Raw genomic sequence first — 21216 nt, forward strand, 5'->3', positions numbered from 1 at the left:
AAATTTATTTTAAACCAAATCTTAAAACTATTACTTATGAAAAAAAACTACTTTTTACTATTATTGTTTCTTTCCACGATTGGTTTTGCCCAAATTCCTTCTGGATATTACAGTACCGCAACCGGAACAGGCTATACCTTAAAAACACAATTGTACAACATTATTAAAGGTCATACCGACAATGGATATGCCGGATTGTACACAACCTATCAAACTTCTGACGTTGATAATTTTTATGAAAATGACGGAACTGTTTTAGATATGTATTCTGAAAATCCTTCTGGAACAGACCCATACAATTACAGCACTGGAACAACTCAAAGATGCGGAAGCTATTCTGTTGAAGGCGATTGCTATAATAGAGAGCATATCATACCGCAATCGGTTTTTAATGAACAGTCGCCAATGGTTGCCGATGCCCATTTCATAACTCCAACTGATGGAAAAGTAAATGGAATTCGTTCCAATTATCCGCACGGAAATGTAAGCTCCGCAACCTATACTACACAAAACGGAAGCAAATTAGGATCAAGTGCCGTTTCTGGATATTCAGGAACAGTTTTCGAGCCAATCAATGACTTTAAAGGCGATATTGCCAGAATGTATTTTTATTTTGCCACACGATACGAAAACACAGTTGCGGGCTATTCTTATGCTATGTTTAATGGCACAAGCAACCAAGTTTTTACAATAGCTTTCTTGAATCTGCTTTTGGCCTGGCATGCGCAAGATCCTGTGAGCGCAAGAGAAATCGCTAGAAACAATGCCGTTTATGCAAGACAAAACAATAGAAATCCGTTTATAGATCATCCTGAATATGTCAATCAAATTTGGGGCGGAACACCTTCTGGAGATACTCAAGCTCCGACGACACCAACAAGTTTGGCTTCAACATCTACAACAGCAACTTCAATTTCACTTTCGTGGACAGCTTCAACAGATAATGTAGCGGTTACGGGTTATGATGTTTATGCAAATAGTGTTTTAAAAACAACTGTTTCCAGCACAACAGCTACAATTACAGGTTTGATAGCTTCCACGGCATATTCTATTTATGTAAAAGCAAAAGACGCAGCCGGAAATACTTCTGCTTCAAGCAGTACTATTTCGGTTACAACCAACAGCAGTGGAACAGGAACTGCAACAGATCTTCTTTTCTCTGAATACATTGAAGGTTCAGGAAACAATAAAGCATTGGAAATTGCTAATAATACAGGAAGTTCTGTGAGTTTATCAGCTTATACTATAAAAAAACAAACAAACGGTGCAGGTTCCTGGAGTACAGGTTTGGCTTTAAGCGGAACATTAGCTTCAGGAAGTAAATTTGTAATTGTAAACAGCTCTATTTCTTCAACTTGCTTTTCTACGAGTGCTGCAAACATTTCGACAACGGCGACTGAACTGACTTTCAACGGAAATGATGCTGTAGGTTTATTCAAAAATGGCGTTTTAATTGACATCATTGGAACTTTCAATGGTGGAACAGCCAATTTTGCAATAGATATGACTTTAAGAAGAAAATCGACTGTAACTTCTCCAAGCACCTCATTCAATTTAAGTGCGCAGTGGGATTCTTACACAACAGATACCTGCAACAACTTAGCGAGTAAAAAAGCATTGCCTTTAGAAGATGAAGAAATTGTTGAATTATCAGATGAAATTGTAATTTATCCAAATCCTTCTGATGGAAATTTCAATGTCGGCCTAAATGATTTTTCAACTCCTTATTCGATAGAAATAATTTCGTTTTCTGGACAAAAAGTTTTCGAAAAACAAAACACAACTTCTTCTAAAATTTCGGTACAAAATTTATCGTCAGGAATCTATTTTATTAAAATTATCAAGGGAGAAAAAACAACTTTTAAAAGAATAATTATCAATTAAAAATACTTTTTCACATCTTAAAAAGCGGCTAATTGCCGCTTTTTTTATCTTAAAATGACAATTTTTACAAAAATTACATTTTCCATCTGTTTCAAGGTTTCGTAAATTTTGCAAAATCATTTTTATCCAGATGCTCAAAATCTAAACTTTCATTTTTGATTTTTTCCTTTCTAAAAGTTTAATATTACAGAACATATCAAAAAAGAAATTTTACTAAAACATTAAATTTCACCAAATACCGAAACCTCTTGATTTTGCGTCTTTTTGGTAGAAAAAATGCAAGAAAAAAGCAATTTCATTTTTTTTGAAAAGAGATCGTTTCCAAATTTGCGCTTACTATTTATTTACATTAAATTTGCAGCTCAATACAACAAACTACACAAATGATCCATTTCTTTGAAAACCAAAGCAAAACTGTTTTTGCCGTACAAACGCAAAACGAAATTTCAGCTCAAGACATTTCAAAATTAAACTGGCTTTTTGCCGACGCGAATAAGATCGAGAAATCTGCATTACCAGGTTTTTTTGTTGGACCACGCGCAACTATGATTACACCTTGGAGTACAAATGCCGTAGAAATTACTCAAAACATGGGAATTTCGGGCATTATCAGAATTGAGGAATTTCATCCTGCGATGGAAGATTTTACTGATTTTGACCCAATGCTTTCTCAAAAATTCAACGAATTAGATCAAGAAATCTTCACTATCAACATTCAGCCGGAACCAATTCTGGAAATTGATGATATTGCTGCTTACAACAAAGTTGAAGGTTTAGCTTTAAGCGAAGAAGAAGTCGATTACTTAAACAATCTTTCAACTAAACTTGGAAGAAAATTAACTGATTCTGAAATTTTTGCTTTTTCTCAAGCAAACTCAGAGCACTGCCGTCACAAAATCTTCAACGGAACATTTGTGATTGACGGAGAAGAAAAAGAAACTTCTCTTTTCAAATTAATCAAAAAAACATCTCAGGAAAATCCTAACGATATTGTTTCTGCTTACAAAGACAACGTTGCTTTTGTAAAAGGACCAAAAGTGCAGCAATTTGCACCAAAATCGGCAGACAAACCTGATTTTTACGAAATAAAAGAATTTGATTCTGTAATCTCTTTAAAAGCAGAAACACACAATTTCCCAACTACAGTTGAGCCTTTCAACGGAGCTGCAACAGGATCTGGAGGAGAAATTCGTGACCGTTTAGCTGGAGGTCAAGGATCATTGCCATTAGCTGGAACTGCTGTTTACATGACTTCTTACTCTCGTTTAAAGTCCTTCGACTCCGCTCAGGATGACAGAAAATGGGAAAATGCAGTGGAAGAAAGAAAATGGTTGTACCAAACACCAATGGATATTTTAATCAAAGCTTCAAACGGAGCTTCTGATTTTGGAAATAAATTTGGTCAGCCGCTTATTACAGGTTCTGTTTTGACTTTCGAGCACGAAGAAGAAAACAGAAAAATTGGTTACGATAAAGTAATCATGCAAGCGGGTGGAATTGGATACGGAAAATTAGATCAATCTATCAAACACAAACCAAAAGAAGGCGATAAAATCGTAATTCTTGGAGGTGAAAACTATAGAATCGGAATGGGTGGTGCTGCGGTTTCTTCTGCAGATACAGGAGCTTTCGGTTCAGGAATTGAGTTGAATGCGATACAGCGTTCAAACCCAGAAATGCAAAAACGTGCTGCAAATGCTATTCGTGGTTTAGTAGAAAGCGACAACAATCCAATTGTTTCTATTCACGATCACGGTGCGGGTGGACACTTAAACTGTCTTTCTGAATTGGTGGAAGAAACTGGAGGTCTAATCGATTTAGATAAATTACCAGTTGGAGACCCTACTCTTTCTGCAAAAGAAATTATCGGCAACGAATCTCAAGAAAGAATGGGATTGGTTATTGGTCAAAAAGATATCGATACATTACAAAGAATTGCCGACAGAGAGCGTTCTCCAATGTATGAAGTTGGAGATGTAACAGGAGATCACCGTTTTACTTTCCAATCAAAAACTAACGGTTCAAAACCGATGGATTATGCTTTAGAAGATTTCTTCGGAAGTTCTCCAAAAACAGTTATGACTGATAGTACAGTTGACAGAAAATATGCTGATGTTGCTTACAACGCAGGAGATTTCGAAAGTTATTTAAAAGATGTTTTACGTTTAGAGGCTGTTGCTTCAAAAGACTGGTTAACAAACAAAGTGGACCGTTGCGTTGGAGGAAAAGTGGCCAAACAACAAAATGCAGGTCCGTTACAATTACCTTTGAATAATGTTGGAGTTATGGCTCTGGATTATTTAGGAAAAGAAGGTATTGCAACTTCTATCGGCCATGCTCCTATTGCTGCTTTGATTGACCCAGTTGCTGGATCTAGAAATGCAATTGCAGAATCGTTATCAAACATTATTTGGGCTCCGATTAAAGATCAGTTAAAAGGAATTTCATTATCTGCAAACTGGATGTGGGCTTGTAAAAACGAAGGTGAAGACGCTCGTTTATACGCTGCTGTTGAAGGCTGTTCTGAATTTGCAATCGAATTGGGAATCAATATTCCGACAGGAAAAGATTCACTTTCGATGAAACAAAAATATCCAAATGACGAAGTGATCGCACCAGGAACGGTTATTATTTCAGCAGCTGGAAACTGTACCGATATCAGAAAAGTGGTTGAACCAGTTTTACAGAAAAACGGAGATTCAATCTATTATATCAATTTGTCTCAAGACGATTTCAAATTAGGAGGTTCATCTTTTGCACAAATCAGAAATACAATAGGAAACGAAACTTCTACAATAAAAGATGCTTCTTTCTTCAAAAATGCATTTAATACGATCCAAGAATTAATCGGCGAAAGCCAAATCTTAGCGGGTCACGATATCGGAAGCGGCGGTTTGATCACTACTTTATTAGAATTGTGTTTTGCTGATGTAAATCTTGGTGCTAAAATTGATTTGAGCGGTTTCGCCGAAAAAGACTTATTGAAAATCCTTTTCGCAGAAAACATCGGAATTGTATTCCAAGCTAAATCTGACGCAGCTGTTGAAGCTAAATTAAAAGCTAATAATGTTGAATTCTTCAAAATTGGTTCAGTTCAAGAAACTGCAATTTTGGAATTTGGTACTTATAAATTGGATATTCCAACCTATAGAGATGTTTGGTTCGAAACTTCTTATTTATTAGATCAAAAACAATCTAAAAACGGAACAGCAAAAGCTCGTTTTGAAAACTATAAAAATCAGGTTTTAAATTACACTTTCCCTGCACACTTTACAGGAAAGAAACCAGAAATCGACAATTCTAAGCCAAGACCGAAAGCGGCGATTATCCGTGAAAAAGGAAGTAACTCTGAACGTGAAATGGCAAATGCTATGTATTTAGCAGGTTTTGATGTAAAAGACGTTCACATGACTGATTTAATTTCTGGCCGTGAAACTTTAGAAGATATTCAGTTCATTGGAGCTGTTGGAGGTTTCTCAAATTCTGACGTTTTAGGTTCTGCTAAGGGTTGGGCTGGAGCTTTCTTATACAACGAAAAAGCAAAAACAGCTTTAGATAATTTCTTCAAAAGAGAAGACACTTTATCTGTTGGAATCTGTAATGGATGTCAATTGTTTATGGAATTGGAAGTAATTAATCCAGAGCACGAAGTTCACGGAAAAATGCACCATAATGAAAGTAACAAACACGAAAGTATCTTTACTTCTGTAACAGTTCAAGAGAACAATTCAGTTATGTTGTCAACTTTGGCTGGAAGCACTTTAGGAGTTTGGGTTTCTCACGGAGAAGGTAAATTCAAATTGCCTTATGCAGAAGATCAATACAATATTGTTTCGAAATATGCTTACGAAGGTTATCCAGCAAATCCAAACGGTTCTGATTATAACACGGCTATGATGTGTGATAAAACAGGAAGACATTTGGTTATGATGCCTCATATTGAGCGTTCGACTTTCCAATGGAACTGGGCTCATTATCCAAAAGACAGAAATGACGAGGTTACGCCTTGGCACGAAGCTTTTGTTAATGCCAGAAAATGGATTGAGAAAAACTAAGAAATATATTTTTACTAAAAACGCCCGAATTTATCGGGCGTTTTTTTTGATAGCCACGAATTACACGAATTTTCACAAATTATTTTTTTGCCACAGATTTTCACAGATTTTTTTTACTTTATAAAAAAATCATTTTAATCATTTTAATCTGTGGCTATTTTTAATTCGTGCCAATTCGCGTAATTCGTGGCTAAAAAAAAATCAACAAATTCGTGGCAACTGTTCTCCAACCAAAGGATTCACCACTCTTTTGCCTCCAAAAGCGCTTTCAATAATTATTTTTGATGGATGTTCGGCAGTAACAAAACCAATTTCTGATGCATTTGGATTTATCTTTTGCAGAATCTCCAATACTTCATCTTTGATTTCGGGCGCTGTAACACAAACAAAAATTCCTTCATTAGCCACATACAGCGGGTCTAAACCTAATAATTCGCAGGCACTTTTTACCTGATTTTCGACTTTTATATTTTCATCCAAAAGCGAAATTCCTAAATTAATTTCTGTCGTTATTTCGTGTAGCACCGAAGCCAGTCCGCCACGGGTGGCATCTCTTAAAAAATGAATTTTATTTCCGAATCGCTCAATTAAATCTAAAACTGTATGGTTCAAACTGGTTGTGTCGCTCAAGATATCGCTTTCAAATTCCAATCCTTCGCGTTCCGACATTATTGCCATTCCGTGCGAAGCAATTGGGCCGTTTATGATTACAATATCATTTTCCTTAATGTTTTGAGTTTTAATGTTGGCTTTTTCATGAAGAACACCAATTCCCGAAGTGTTGATATAAATTTTATCGCCTTTTCCTCTTTCGACTACTTTTGTGTCTCCAGTAACGATTTGAACATTGGCTTTGTCTGCAGTTTGTTTTATTGATTTAATGATTTCTGTAAACTCATCTAAACCAAAACCTTCTTCAATAATTAAAGCCAGCGAAAGGTATTTTGGAACTGCACCGCACATCGACAAATCATTTACAGTACCGTTTACTGCCAGCTCACCAATATTTCCGCCTTTAAAAAATACCGGCGAAATAACATAACTATCAGTCGAAAAAGCCAGATTTCCTTGTAAATTTAAAAATGCACCATCATGGCGGACTTCTAAAATATCATTTTTCAGAATCTTAAAAATTACTTCATTGAGGAGTTTAGTCATATGTTCACCGCCACTTCCGTGGTGCAGATGAATTACTTCCTGTTTTTTTTCCATCTCACAGTTTTAAATCTCTTCGCCCATTTGTTTTAAAACCTCCATTGTCCTTTTTGCTTCGGCTTCATCAATAATTCCAATCGCTGCGCCTACATGAACCAAAAGATAATCGCCCACTTTTGCTTCGGGAACCAAAGCTAAATTGACTTCTTTAATAATGCCTTCAAAAGAAACATTTCCAATTCTAAAAGTTTCATCAAGCTCTGCTGTCACTTTTTCAAGTCGGCCGGGAACTGCTAAACACATACTTATTTTTTTATAGATTGGGTTAAATAATCGTACCAAGCCGATAAGCCTTCGCCAGAAGTTGCTGAAACTTCAAAGAAAGTCAAATGCGGATTTACTTTTTTTGCATATTCTTTCAGTTTCTCCAAATCAAATTTCAAATACGGCAATAAATCAATTTTATTGATGATGCAGATTTGCGATCCCGAAAACATATCAGGATATTTCAGCGGTTTATCTTCGCCTTCGGTAACTGAAATAATCACGATTCGTTTTAATTCTCCTAAATCAAACATGGCAGGGCAAACCAGATTTCCAACATTTTCAATCATTAAAACAGAATCCTGAACCGGTTTTAGTTCTTTTACTGCTCTTGATATCATTTCGCTGTCTAAATGGCAACCTTTTCCAGTATTAATCTGAATTACGGGAACATTTAATTTATGAATCCTGTCGGCATCATTTGTGGTTTGCTGGTCGCCTTCGATTACAGAAAAAGCAATTTTATCTTTTAAATCAGAAATGGTTCTCTCTAATAAAGAAGTTTTTCCGGAACCCGGCGAGCTTACCAAATTGACAGAAAAAATATTCAAAGCTTCAAAAAAACCTCTGTTTCTCTCGGCAGTAAGCTGGTTTTTGTACAAAATATCTTTTTCAAGCTGTACTACGCTAATTTCATGAGAATGCGAATGATTATGGAAATGATCATGATGGTGTTCGTGATCATCGTGATCATGGTCATGGTCAAAATGATGATCGTGATGGTGATCGTGGCTATGATAATGACCGGAATGAGAATGCAGTTGCTTCTCTCCTATTTTAGTAAACCTGATTTCGTTTTCATCAGAACTGCAACCGCAAGTGGTACACATAACAAACTATTTTATGATTATTTTCTTTATTTTTAATTCTTTGCCCGAGATTATCTCTTTAAACTGACTGTTGCAATTGGGGCAACTATCAAAAGTTTTTTCGATATGAAATTCGGTTTCACATTCGGCACAGCGGGCTCGTCCGATTGGCTCTTCAACAAATAATTTTGTTTGGGCTAAAACATTTCCATTAATACATTGTGGCCATACAAAATAAAAGGAATCCATTTCGACTCCTGATAATTTTCCTATCTCCAGATAAAGTTCCAGAACACTTTTCCCTTTTATTTTATCTACTTCTTGCTGGACAATTTTAACAATTGAAGTAACTACAGAAAGCTCATGCATAATTTTTAATGTCATAAAAACTGCTAAAATTAAAATTAAATTCCTAAGAAAAAACTGATAATTATCATCTTTTTAAAATAACCATTTAAATAATTTCGGTATTCGTTTCATAAAAAATTAGCCCTACTTTATAGGCTCTTTTCAATAAATCAAAGTTTCTTTAAACATCATGAGTATGGAAGATAAAATAAAAGTCAATGAAACCTATTATAACAGTATTGAACGACAAGGCTATAGTAGGAGAGATTTTTTAAAATTTACAGCCTACATTGGAGCCTATATGGGAGTTCAAAGTTCTGCTATTGGCCAAATAGCTAAAGCGCTAGAAACAACTCCGCGTCTTCCGGTAATTTGGGAACACTTTCAGGAATGTACCTGCTGCAGCGAATCTTTTATTCGATCTGATCATCCTATTGTGGCTGATATTATTTTAGACAAAATATCTTTAGATTATACTTTAACCTTAATGGCTGCTTCTGGTCATCAGGCTGAAGCTGCTAAAAAAGCAACAATGGATAAATACAAAGGTGAATATATCCTTTGTGTTGAAGGTTCTGTACCAATGGGAGCCGACGGAAATTATTGTTGTATAGGCGGAAGAAGCGCTATTGATATCCTAAAAGAATCTGCCAAAGGAGCAAAAGCTATCATTGCCTGGGGAAGCTGTGCTACAACCGGATGTGTACAGGCAGCAAAACCAAATCCTACTGGAGCTGTACCTATCAATAAAATTATTACAGATAAACCTATAATAAATGTTCCGGGCTGCCCGCCAATTGGCGAAGTTATGGCCGGAATTATTGTACACGTGGTTGCTTTTGGAAAACTACCTGAATTAGACAGTTCCAACCGTCCTAAAGCTTTTTATTCTAAAAGAGTTCACGACAGCTGTTACCGAAGACCTTATTTTGATGCCGGATTATTTGCCGAAAATTTTGATGATGAAAACGCTAAAAAAGGGTATTGTTTATACAAAGTGGGCTGTAAAGGGCCAAGCACTTACAATGCCTGTGGCAATATGAAATGGAATGGCGGGGTTAGTTATCCAATTCAATCGGGTCACGGTTGTTTAGGATGTAGTGCCAAAGACTTTTGGGATGCAGGAAGTTTTTATTCAAGAGATGCTTCTATAAATGGAGGAAGCATCGAAGCAAATGCCGATACTCTTGGCAAAATCGCTCTTGGAGGGGTTGTTGCCGGAATTGGAGCCCATGCTATAATTTCGAATGTATCAAAAAGAAAAGAGCTAAAACACCGAATTAATCAGGGAACTGAAAACGAGAAACACTTAGAGGATTTATAACCTATACAAAAAATAAAATGGCAAAGAGAATAGTTGTAGACCCAATTACCAGAATAGAAGGACATTTAAGAGCTGAAGTTGAAATTTCAGACGGAACTATAAAAGAAGCCTTTTTATCATCGACAATGGTGAGAGGTTTGGAGAATATTGTTAAAGACAGAAATCCAAAAGATGTTTGGGCATTTGTACAAAGAACCTGTGGTGTTTGCACCTCAACTCATGCTACAGCATCTGTAAGAGCTGTTGAAGATGCACTCGGAATTGTTGTTCCGCCCAATGCAGAAATAGTTAGAAATATAATGCTTGGAGCTTTGTATTTACACGATCACGTAGTTCATTTTTATCATTTGCATGCTTTTGACTGGGTAGATGTTATAAGTGGTTTAAATGCTGATCCTGTAAAGACTTCACAACTGGCGCAATCTATTTCAAATTGGCCAAAAAGTTCACCGGGTTATTTTTCTGATTTGCAAAAACGATTGAAAAAGTTCGTTGCCAGTGGTCAATTAGGGATTTTTGCCAATGGCTATTGGGGACATCCGCAAATGAAATTACCGCCAGAAGCCAATTTAATGGCTACAGCGCATTATCTTGAAGCTTTGGAATGGCAAAAAGAAATCGTAAAAGTACATGCTATTTTTGGAGGTAAAAATCCGCATCCTAACTTTTTGGTTGGTGGCATGGCATGTTCAATAAATCTGGATGATGCAAGCGGGCTAAATGCTGAAAGACTTGCCTTTGTAAGACAGCTTTTGGAGGACGGAAAACGTTTTGTAGAACAAGTTTATCTTCCGGATGTTCTTGCTATTGCAGGTTTTTATAAAGACTGGGGCGCTATTGGAGGCTTTCATAATTTTATGAGTTTTGGTGATTTCCCAACACAAGGGCATAATAATACTAATAATGACACTTTTAAATTTCCGTCGGGAGTCATTTTAGACAAAGATTTGACAAAAGTCCATGATTTAGATTTAAGAGATTTAAAAACTGTCGAAGAATATGTAAACAACTCTTGGTATGATTATGAAGGCGATGGAAATTCAGGAAGACAACCTTGGTCTGGAGAAACAAAAATCAATTATACTGGACCAAAACCGCCTTACACGCATTTAAATGTTGATGAAAAATACAGTTTTATCAAAACTCCAAGATGGAAAGGCCACGCTATGGAAGTTGGTCCACTGGCAAGAATGCTGGTTGGTTATGCATCCGGAAGGGAAGAATTTAAAGAAATTGTCGATTCTACCTTATCAAAATTACAAATTCCTGCTGGAGCTTTATTCTCAACTTTAGGAAGAACTGCAGCACGAGCGCTCGAATCGCAATTGGTAGCCAACTGGAATCTTGAGTTTTTTGATGATTTGATTAAAAACATCAAAAACGGCGATACTAAAATGGCCAATATGGAAAAATGGGAAACAACAACTTGGCCAAAAGAAGCACAAGGTGTTGGTCTTGTAGAAGCTCCACGTGGTGCTTTAAGCCATTGGATTGTAATAAAAGATGCAAAAGTTGCCAATTATCAGCAGGTCGTGCCATCAACATGGAATGCTTCACCGAAAGATCCTAAAGGTCAGCGATCTCCTTACGAAAGCACTTTGTTGAATACTCCAATTGCAAATCCAGAATTGCCTTTAGAAATTATCAGAACCATACATTCCTTTGATCCATGCATTGCCTGTGCAGTGCATTTATACGATGAAAATGGCGACATTATTAAAGAAGTAAATGATATAACAATCTGCACCGTTTAATTTAAATTGAACAGTATGCCAACAAAAACTAACGATTATAAAAGAGCTTACATATGGCAGTTGCCCATACGAATTTTTCATTGGGTAAATGCCTTGGCCATTACAGGACTTGTAGCTACAGGTTTTATTATTGGTGATCCGCCGGGAATTATTTCTAATAAAGAAGCTTCTGGACAATTCTGGTTTGGATACATTCGGGAGATTCATTTTATATGTGCTTACTTATTGGTTGCAGTTATGATCTTAAGAATATATTTTGCTTTCAAAGGAAATAAATATGCAAGCTGGCGTGTCTTTTTCCCTTTTAAAAAAAATGGATTTAAAAGAATGTGGCATGTAATTAAATATGATATTTTTCTGCAAAATGAACAATCGTCCGATTCTCCTGTTGGCGCCGTAGGTCATAATAGCGTAGCGGCGGTATCTTATCTGGTCATGTTTTTTATGGCACTTATAATGATTGCTACAGGATTTGCAATGTACAAACCCAATTCTACTTGGTTTTTACCTAAAATGTTTGGGTGGGTTGTAAACCTGGTTGGAGGAGATTTAAATGTTAGAATGATCCATCATTTTACTACCTGGACCTTTATTTTATTTGCAGTAGTACACGTTTATCTGGTTTTCTTTCATGATTGGCTGGAAGGCTTTGGAGAAACATCGGCTATGGTGAGCGGTTACAAATTTGTTCCTACTGAAAGAGTCAAGAATGAAGAAATTGAACTTTCTGAAATAAAAACAATAAATCAAGATTCGCTGGAGACAAAAGATGTTAGTTGAAATAAAATATGGAAACAGAATTCAGTACAAGAAAAATAGACGAATTCCATTCTGATGGAAATACCATTTTAGTTCTCGGAATAGGTAACTATTTAATGGGCGACGAAGGTGTCGGTGTACATTTTATCAACAGAATAGATAAGACCCTATTTCCAGAAGGCATTTCCTTTGTTGATGGCGGAACTGGTGGTTTTACCTTAATTCCATACATCGAAAGTCATCAAAAAGTAATTATTGTAGATGCTACAATGGATGGAAAAGAAGAAGGAACAATTTCACTTTTGAAACCACGTTTCTCAGAAGATTTTCCTATTTCGCTAAGCGGGCACAATTTTGGACTTAAGGATATGGTCGAAATCTTGTCGATGCTCGATACCATGCCCGAAATCTATTTATACACCATTACCATTTTAAAAATGGAGCCAATGTGCATGCAACTTTCACCAAAAGTAGAAGCTTCAATAGAAAAAGTAACTGCTGAAATTATCCAACTGATAGAAAAAATTAAAATTTAATAATTCTTTTTTTGACACCTACATTTCAAATAACCATTTCAGGCATTGTACAAGGTGTTGGTTTTCGTCCTTTTGTATACAATTTAGCAATTCAATACAACTTGAAAGGATTTGTTTCTAATAATGAATTTGGTGTTGTCATAGTTATTCAAAAAGAGAAAAAAATAATAAACGAATTTATTTTTGATATAAAAAAAAGGCATCCTAAAAAAGCTAAAATTAATACCATACAGATTTCAGAAATCCAAATAGAGGAAAGATTTAACCTTTTTTTTATCAAAGAACCAGAAAAAGGAATTTCAATCAATGCGCCTTTAACTCCCGATTTCGCTATCTGTAAAAACTGTAAAGAAGAGATTTTAAACCCGGAAAATAGTCGTTACTACTATCCTTTTATTAGTTGCACTTCATGCGGACCACGCTATGCTATTGCTGAAAAATTTCCTTTTGAAAGAGAAAACACAAGCATGAACACTTTTAAAATGTGCGAAACTTGTCTGGAAGAATACAACAATCCTGGGGATATTCGGTTTCATTCTCAAACCAATTCATGTCCGGAGTGTGGAATTCAAATTTCATTTACAGATCATAATGGAACCCATATTTCTGGAACAAACAAAGAAATTTTTGAATTTGTTTCGGAAAAATTAAACGAAGGAAAAATCATTGCCCTAAAAAATACTTCGGGTTATTTGCTTCTTTGCGATGCCACAAATGCCAAAACTGTTCAGGAATTACGAAACCGAAAAAAGCGTTCAACAAAACCTTTTGCCGTATTATTTCGCGATTTTAAACAAATTAAAAAACATTTATTTTGTCATAAAACCGAAAAAAAATGGCTAAAATCAACTCAGGCGCCCATTGTAATTTTACCTCTGAAAAATCAAAAAGATTTGGCGGTAAACCAAATAGCTCCAAACATGAAAACTATCGGAGCAATGTTGCCCAATTCAGGAATGTTGTATTTAATTTCTAATGAGTTTCAAAAGCCTTTAATTGCAACGAGTGGTAATTTTAATGGTTCGGCTATTTTTTCTGATCAAAATGAAGCTGTTGCATCATTAAATTCTATAGCCGATTATTTTTTGCATCATAACTTAGAAATTCAAAATTCGCAAGATGATTCGGTCATTCGTTTTTCGGGAAAACATAAGCAAAAAATTGTTTTAAGAAGTGCGCGAGGTTTTGCTCCAAATTTGGATTATTCCTATCCCGAAAAAACCTCTGAAAAAATACTTTGTTTGGGTGCGTCTTTAAAAAATACGATTACCATCACTTCAAATCAGCAGATTAACAAGAGTGAATATATTGGTAATTTATTTAATTATGATGCTTATAAACGGTTTGAAAAGAAGATAAAAAACTATCAACGCTTTTTTGATTTTGTTCCAAAAACCATTGTTTATGACCAACATCCAAATTACGAAAACAATAAAATTGTTTCTGAATTTCAAAAGGAAGATTCAACCTTAAACGCTATAAAAATTCAGCATCATGAAGCTCATTTTTCTGCAATTTTGAGCGAAAAAAATCTTTGGCAAAAATCAAAAATATTGGGCGTTATCTGGGACGGAACCGGTTTTGGAAGCGAAAACCAAATTTATGGCGGAGAATTTTTTGAATACCATCACAAACAAATTACCCGAATAGGACATTTGGATTATTATTCCTGGATTTTAGGAGATAAAATGCCCCAAAACCCTAAAATGACAGCACTTTCTATCAGCGAAAATGATACTTATTTTCAACAGTATTTCAGTCAAAATGAGTTGAAAATTTATCCAAACCTCATTAAAAACAGCGCTATTAAAACATCTTCAATGGGAAGATTAGTCGATGCGGTGGCTTTTACACTTGGCTTTCAAGATGCTGTTTCGTTTGAAGGCGAAACTGGTATGTATCTGGAAAATCTGGCTCAAAAAGCATTTAATAAACCAAACTTGAAATTAAAGGATTATCTGAAAAACGAAAACATAACCAATATAATCCCAACAAAAAAATTGCTTTTGCAGATTGTTAAAGCTGTAGAAAAGAATACCAAACCGGAAAAAGTGGCTTTAAACTTTCATTATACTTTGGTAAAGTGCATTGAAAAAGTGGCTTTATTTTCAAAATCAAAAGAAATTGCTTTTAGCGGAGGCGTTTTTCAAAACTCGGTGTTGGCTGATTTAATCATAGATTACCTGAAACCGAATTACAAATTACATTTTCATGAAATACTTTCTCCAAATGACGAAAACATCTCATTTGGACAGCTCAATCATTATTTACATCTAAAAAAATAAACTATGGATATTCTTGAACTATTAGGACATGTTGGCAAAACAGAAGAAAAAGATAAAATTTCCTATTCGGCAGGAGTTGTAATGGCTTTAAGCCTGAAGGACATTGGCTTTGAAGAAATTAAATACGAAGATTTTACAGATGGAATGAAATCTGTTTTTGAGAAATCGGGAGAGAAAATTTCGCCAAAACGTTCTATTGATATTTTTAATAATTATGTGGCATTGCTACAGGAAGAATTAAAGGTTAAAAATGCTGAAATTGGAAGTGCGTTTCTAACTAAAAATGCCTTAAAAGAAGGAATTAATGTTTTGCCAAGCGGTTTGCAATACGAAATCTTAACCGAAGGAAATGGCAAAAAACCAAAAATTACTGATACCGTAAATGTAATTTATGAAGGTTATTTATTGAACAAAGATGTCTTTGATTCAACTAAAGATACAGGCCCTCAGACAATGAAAGTACTGCAAACCATAAAAGGCTGGCAGGAAGCACTGCAATTAATGCCCGAAGGTTCTCGCTGGAAAGTTTATATTCCGCATGATTTGGCTTACGCCGAAATGGGAGCTCCACCAGTAATTCAGCCCAACTCTACTTTGGTATTTATAATTGAACTTTTAAATATTGTTTAAGAGCCATATACATAAAAACTATTTCCAGGAAAACTGTTTTAGCCTAAAGTGTTTTTATGTGCAAAAATTAAAAAATCCGCATAATCCGTGTTTTCGCGATAGCGAATCCGTATAATCCGCTTCTAAAATTATAGGTTTGATTATAAGGAAAGGTTAAGTGAATTAGTATATAACTCGAAATGTAATTTAAAATGAAATACCTGTCTGAATATCGAAATCCCGAACTGGTCAAACATTATATAAATGAAATCCATAAAATAACCACAAAGCCATGGAATATCATGGAAATTTGTGGTGGTCAGACACATTCATTGGTCAAAAACGGATTGCTGGATTTATTGCCAAAAAATATCAGAATGATCCATGGTCCAGGCTGTCCGGTTTGTGTTACGCCTATTTCGTTAATCGATAAAGCTATCGAGTTACTGAAACAAGATGTAATTCTTTGTTCATTTGGCGATATGATTCGGGTTCCCGGTTCCTCAAAAAGTTTACTGCAAGCCAAAGCCGAAGGAGGCGATTTGCGTATTTTATATTCGCCTTTGGAAGCTATAAATATTGCCACAAAAAACCCGGATAAAGAAGTGGTGTTTTTTGCCGTTGGTTTTGAAACCACAGCGCCCAGCAATGCACTGGCAGTACTTCATGCGCAAAAACTGGGTTTGACTAATTTTAGTTTATTGGTTTCGCATGTATTAGTTCCGCCAGCAATGGAAGCCATTTTATCAGATGAGTTTTGCAACATAAATGCTTTTTTAGGCGCCGGACATGTGTGTACAATAGTTGGTCTGGAAGAATATTACCCGATTGCCGAAAAATATAAAATTCCGATTGTAGTTTCAGGGTTTGAACCTGCCGATATGGTTCAGGCTATTTATCATGCTGTTTTACAACTAGAACAAGGAAAATATGAGGTTGAAAACCAATATACCAGATTAGTAAAGGAAGAAGGAAATATTCGGGCAAAAGAGGTTGTAAATACTGTTTTTACAATAGGAAGTCAGGAATGGCGAGGCATTGGAGCAATTGAAAACAGCGGACTTGTATTGAGAGAAAACTACAAAATGTATGATGCCAATACTAAATTTTCTATAGAAACTACTACTAGCAAAACCGACAATTTGTGTATTGCCGGTCAGATTTTAACCGGAAATAAAAAACCGAATGAATGTCCTGAGTTCGGAAAAAAATGTAAACCTTCAAATCCGCTTGGAGCACCTATGGTTTCTTCTGAAGGGGCTTGTTCTGCTTACTTCAACTATTTATAAAAAATGAAATGATTGGATTATTAATTACCATTTATGCCGGGCTCGAGCATGCTTTTGAAACAGACCATTTGCTGGCTGTCAACAATCTGGTTACGAACAGAACCAAAATTAAAGACGCTTTAAAAGACGGAATGTTTTGGGGAATTGGCCATACTTCGACAATTTTTATTGTAGGCGTTATTATGATTGGTTTTAAGATTTCGATAAGCGAAAACATTTTTAATTATCTCGAAGCGGTTGTTGGTTTGATGTTAATTATTTTAGGAAGCTATCGTTTGTTTAAATTATTATACAAAAAAAAACATTCCCATACTTATTATCACAGTCACGAACACACGCACAGCAACGGGGTCACCCATACGCACATGCACGCACACACCTATTTTCATTCACATCCTATTGCTTCCTTTGAACATTCTCATTTTGACGAATCAACAAATTATAAAACTGCATTTGGTGTAGGCCTCGTTCATGGATTGGCCGGAAGCGGGTCTTTAGTCGTTTTGGTTATTTCGCAAATGAAAACACCTTTGGAAGGTTTGCTTTATATTTTAATTTTTGGAATTGGATCGATAATAGGAATGTTTATAGCGTCAGGATTGTTTAGTATTCCTTTTACTAAGAGTATTCTAAAATCTCAAAAATTACAGTATGTTTTAATTATAATTTCTTCTGTAATATGTATCGTTTACGGAGCCAAAATTATTTATAACAATTTGTTTTAAACTTAATTTTGTTTTTACCATTAAGAGATTAAGCCCCGTTTTATAACCTTAATCCCTTAATGCGAAAAAATTTTATATAATTGCTAAGTCTAATTTAATGATATCTTAAGGCCTTTTAAAAAGCTTCATTTGATGAGATAAATATCTTTGTCTCATGAAAAAAATGATGCAAAAATTATCCGCCTTTCTTCTCTTATTTTTAATGAGCCAGTTTTCTTTTGGCCAAACAAATCCTTCTATAAAAGGAAATGTTTCTGACGGAAAACTGCCTGTAGAATTTGTCGACGTCCTTTTGAAAAAAACAACCGATTCAACTAAAGTTGCAAGTTTTGCCGTAACAGATGCTTCCGGAAATTTTGCTTTAGAAAATGTAAATTCGGGGGAATATCAATTGCAATTCAAACTAATTGGATTCAAAACCATAACGCAGCGAATCAAAGTTTTAAACACACCCATTTCTGTTGGAAATATTGTTTTGCAAAACGACACTAATTTATTGAATGACGTTGTAGTGACATCTCAAAAAAAGCAAATTCAAAAAACAGAGGGAGGATTTGTATTTAATGCAGCTTCAAATATTTCTCAAACGGGCGGAACAGCGACAGATATGCTTAAAAGTATCCCAACTGTAGCCGTTGACGCTGAAGGCGGTATAACTTTGCGAGGAAAGTCGCCTATGATTTTGATTAATGGCAAAAATTCGACTATTACCAACATGGATCAGATTGCGGCAAGTAGTATTGAAAGCATTGAAGTAATCAGCAATCCGACAGCTAAATATGATGCAAATGCCGAAAGCGGGATCATCAATATCAAACTTAAAAAGAACAATCAAAGCGGTCTTAACGGAGCTGTTGTTCTCGGCGCTGGTTTTGGTGCAAAAGGAAGAATGAACAGTTCGGTTCTTTTAAACAATAAAACGGACAAATGGAATATTGGTTTGGGTTACGATAATCGTTTTGCGGGCCGAACAAAAGAAGTAAACAGCCAAAGAACGAATTATTTTGTTGATGATGAGCACTACATCAATCAGCATAGAAGTGACGAACGTACTGAAGGATTGCAAAACCTAAAATTCAATGTTGATTTTACACCGAACGAAAGAAATAGTTTTTCGTTTGAAGCGATTGGAAATATGGAAAGTCAAGATAATGACGAAACATTGTACACTCAGGTAAACACCCATACAAATGACTTTTTCTCTAAAAACAAAAGACATTCTTTAGAATTAGAACGCTCAAAAGTAGCCGAATTTGCTTTCAACTATGACCGAAAATTTGATGACAGCCGAAAGTCTTTAAACGCCAGCATTACCTCATCATTTAATCACGATCGAGAAAACACAGATATTGACACCTATAATTACGACCAATACAATCAGCAAATTGGTGATGTTTTATGGCAGCGCACACACAATTATGAGCATGAAAACATCACAAATGCGATTTTAAATTATGCTACACCGCTTTCAACTAAAACAATTCTCGAAACAGGTTACAAAGGAACATATCGCTTTTTTAATTCAGAATTTCAAACGGCAACTTTAATCAATGGTGATTATGTCGTAAATCCCATTGCGAGCAATACATTCGATTATAACGAACAAATAAATGCCTTTTACGGAATGCTGAATTCTTCTATTGGCGAAATCGAAAATCCAAAATGGAAATACAATCTAGGCTTGCGTGCCGAAAATGTTTCTAACACTGGAGCAACTCAAAATAACAGCGATCGCTTTAGCAATAATTATTTAAAACTTTTTCCGTCGGCTTCGTTGCAACTAAATTTAGCTACAGACGAATTTGTAAAAATTGGCTACAGCAAACGCATCAACCGACCAGATTTAGACGAATTGAATCCGTTTGTGGATATTACAGATGCCTTGAATCCGCATAGTGGAAATCCGTATTTGAAACCAGAAATTATTCACATTGCCGAAATGAGCTATAGCCATGATTGGGATAAATACTCATTTTCTACAAATGCTTTTTATAGAAATGCCACAAATACGATCAGGCAATATGCAGAACTTTTAGACAATGGTGTAGTTTTATTAATGCCAAAAAACATTGGAAGCACTATTACGTATGGCTTAGAAACTATTTTCACGCTAAAACCTTTAAGTTTTTATGATGCTAATATCAGTTTGACTGCTTTTCAGCAAAACATCAACTCATCAAATTTGGGCGAAGATATTGTGAACAATGCTTTTAGCTGGTACGGAAAAGTAATTAATAATTTTATTCCTTGGAAAGGCGGAAAACTTCAAATTATTGGAAATTATAATTCGGCTTTGGCAACTCCTCAAGGAAAACGTATTCCTGTTTATAATGTCGATATGGGATTTCAGCAAAAACTCGGAAAAGGAAATGCTCGTTTGGGATTAGTCGTAACCGATATGTTTAACACGCTTGAAAGCGGCTACAAAAACAACACGGCACTTTTTTCTAATCAAAGAACCAATAAATCAGATACACGTGCCTTGATGGTAACTTTTGCTTATACTTTTAAATCTGATTTTAAAGAAAAACTATTAGAAAATCAGTTTTCAGCTGAGTAATCTTTTTAAAAACAAGAAAGACTATCACTAGACGGATTAAAAAAACAACAACAAATTAGCACAAATTAAATCTTTGAAAAACAAAAATAGGATTTGCGCAAATTTGCGAAATTTGCGGTTATTATTAGTTCGGTACAAATTCCGGATGGTCATTAAACAAAAACATCATTCTTCTAATTGGGATTCATTTTTTATTGAAATTTGAACTATATTCGCCAAAAAGTTCCTGCCACAGAATTTTTTACGAACCCCAAAAACACTTAATCCTACATAGAATGAAAGCAATTCGTTTAGTTTTTTTTGCTCTAGTATTTTTTACTGCAAAATCGTATTCACAAGTTGAAGTAAACCCAATCACTTATAGAGATAAGGAACGCTTTATCACCACCACTATTGGTTATCCAGCACCGGGAACTTATACTCCTGCAGGAAAAAAAGAGCCTGTTTTTATCTTAAATCCAGACGGAACGGGAGTTTACCAGTACGAAGATTTGAGCAAAAAAAAGATCAACTGGGGAATTGAATGTACCGAAGAAGGTATTCCTGTTTTTAAAGAAGGTTTCAACAGTGCTTCATATACACTTTGGTACAGAACCAATGATAGCGAAGAATGGAACTATACACAGTTTTCTATTCATTTTGCGAAGAAAAAAATGTTCATTATGGGCGAAAGAGTGAAAGATTACGAAGACTATAACGACCTTGGAAAAAACGCATCAAATAAATAATTTGTAATTTTTTCGAAAATTTACTACAAAAAAGAAAACGTTTTCGTTGATTTTTAGGAGTCCATATAAATT

Annotated in this window: 16 protein-coding genes; 12 read left to right on the forward strand and 4 right to left on the reverse strand. The window is 35.3% G+C overall.

All coding sequences use genetic code 11. The features are described from left to right. Positions 1 to 36: 36 nt before the first annotated feature. Complete coding sequence (locus SCB73_RS00130; protein WP_320568181.1) at positions 37 to 1884, forward strand: endonuclease; 1848 nt, start codon at positions 37 to 39, stop codon at positions 1882 to 1884. A 383-nt stretch (positions 1885 to 2267) separates the two neighbouring features. Beyond that, positions 2268 to 5939 (forward strand): phosphoribosylformylglycinamidine synthase, encoded by a 3672-nt coding sequence (purL, locus tag SCB73_RS00135; RefSeq protein ID WP_320568182.1) that lies wholly within the window; start codon positions 2268 to 2270, stop codon positions 5937 to 5939. A gap of 201 nt (positions 5940 to 6140) precedes the next feature. Here purL and hypE read toward each other — a convergent pair whose 3' ends face one another. The 4 genes from hypE to SCB73_RS00155 are packed head-to-tail and all read right to left on the reverse strand — an operon-like array spanning position 6141 to position 8611. Next, on the reverse strand, positions 6141 to 7151 hold the full coding sequence (gene hypE, locus SCB73_RS00140; protein ID WP_320568183.1) for a hydrogenase expression/formation protein HypE: 1011 nt from the start codon (positions 7149 to 7151) through the stop codon (positions 6141 to 6143). Positions 7152 to 7160: 9 nt separating this feature from the next. Next, a complete protein-coding gene (locus SCB73_RS00145; RefSeq protein ID WP_091491746.1) occupies positions 7161 to 7397 on the reverse strand; it encodes a HypC/HybG/HupF family hydrogenase formation chaperone in 237 nt (78 codons plus the stop codon). A 2-nt stretch (positions 7398 to 7399) separates the two neighbouring features. Next, on the reverse strand, positions 7400 to 8248 hold the full coding sequence (gene hypB, locus SCB73_RS00150) for a hydrogenase nickel incorporation protein HypB (protein ID WP_320568184.1): 849 nt from the start codon (positions 8246 to 8248) through the stop codon (positions 7400 to 7402). Positions 8249 to 8254: 6 nt separating this feature from the next. Further along, entirely contained in the window at positions 8255 to 8611 is a 357-nt protein-coding gene (locus tag SCB73_RS00155) for a hydrogenase maturation nickel metallochaperone HypA/HybF (protein WP_320568185.1), read from the reverse strand. A 160-nt stretch (positions 8612 to 8771) separates the two neighbouring features. Here SCB73_RS00155 and SCB73_RS00160 point away from each other — a divergent pair, with 160 nt between their 5' ends. The 10 genes from SCB73_RS00160 (at position 8772) to SCB73_RS00205 (ending at position 21144) form a co-directional block, all read left to right on the forward strand. Beyond that, a complete protein-coding gene (locus SCB73_RS00160; RefSeq protein ID WP_320568186.1) occupies positions 8772 to 9899 on the forward strand; it encodes a hydrogenase small subunit in 1128 nt (375 codons plus the stop codon). A gap of 17 nt (positions 9900 to 9916) precedes the next feature. Beyond that, positions 9917 to 11653, forward strand: coding sequence for a nickel-dependent hydrogenase large subunit (locus tag SCB73_RS00165; protein WP_320568187.1), 1737 nt, complete (start codon positions 9917 to 9919; stop codon positions 11651 to 11653). Between the two features lie 15 nt (positions 11654 to 11668). After that, positions 11669 to 12433: a Ni/Fe-hydrogenase, b-type cytochrome subunit gene (gene cybH / locus SCB73_RS00170; RefSeq protein WP_320568188.1), complete on the forward strand. Its 765-nt coding sequence runs from the start codon at positions 11669 to 11671 to the stop codon at positions 12431 to 12433. Between the two features lie 8 nt (positions 12434 to 12441). Beyond that, the gene (locus tag SCB73_RS00175; RefSeq protein ID WP_320568189.1) at positions 12442 to 12948 is read left to right on the forward strand and encodes a HyaD/HybD family hydrogenase maturation endopeptidase; all 507 of its coding nucleotides are present in this window, start codon (positions 12442 to 12444) and stop codon (positions 12946 to 12948) included. Positions 12949 to 12959: 11 nt separating this feature from the next. Then, on the forward strand, positions 12960 to 15233 hold the full coding sequence (gene hypF, locus SCB73_RS00180; protein WP_320568190.1) for a carbamoyltransferase HypF: 2274 nt from the start codon (positions 12960 to 12962) through the stop codon (positions 15231 to 15233). A 3-nt stretch (positions 15234 to 15236) separates the two neighbouring features. After that, positions 15237 to 15863, forward strand: coding sequence for an FKBP-type peptidyl-prolyl cis-trans isomerase (locus tag SCB73_RS00185; protein ID WP_320568191.1), 627 nt, complete (start codon positions 15237 to 15239; stop codon positions 15861 to 15863). Positions 15864 to 16054: 191 nt separating this feature from the next. Beyond that, positions 16055 to 17131 (forward strand): hydrogenase formation protein HypD, encoded by a 1077-nt coding sequence (gene hypD, locus SCB73_RS00190; protein WP_320568192.1) that lies wholly within the window; start codon positions 16055 to 16057, stop codon positions 17129 to 17131. Between the two features lie 8 nt (positions 17132 to 17139). Continuing rightward, entirely contained in the window at positions 17140 to 17856 is a 717-nt protein-coding gene (locus SCB73_RS00195; RefSeq protein WP_320568193.1) for an urease accessory protein UreH domain-containing protein, read from the forward strand. A 154-nt stretch (positions 17857 to 18010) separates the two neighbouring features. Next, positions 18011 to 20416, forward strand: coding sequence for a TonB-dependent receptor domain-containing protein (locus SCB73_RS00200; protein WP_320568194.1), 2406 nt, complete (start codon positions 18011 to 18013; stop codon positions 20414 to 20416). Positions 20417 to 20691: 275 nt separating this feature from the next. After that, a complete protein-coding gene (locus SCB73_RS00205) occupies positions 20692 to 21144 on the forward strand; it encodes a hypothetical protein (protein ID WP_320568195.1) in 453 nt (150 codons plus the stop codon). Positions 21145 to 21216: the final 72 nt, after the last annotated feature.

This window comes from Flavobacterium sp. KACC 22761, assembly GCF_034058155.1.
Classification (GTDB): Bacteria; Bacteroidota; Bacteroidia; order Flavobacteriales; family Flavobacteriaceae; genus Flavobacterium.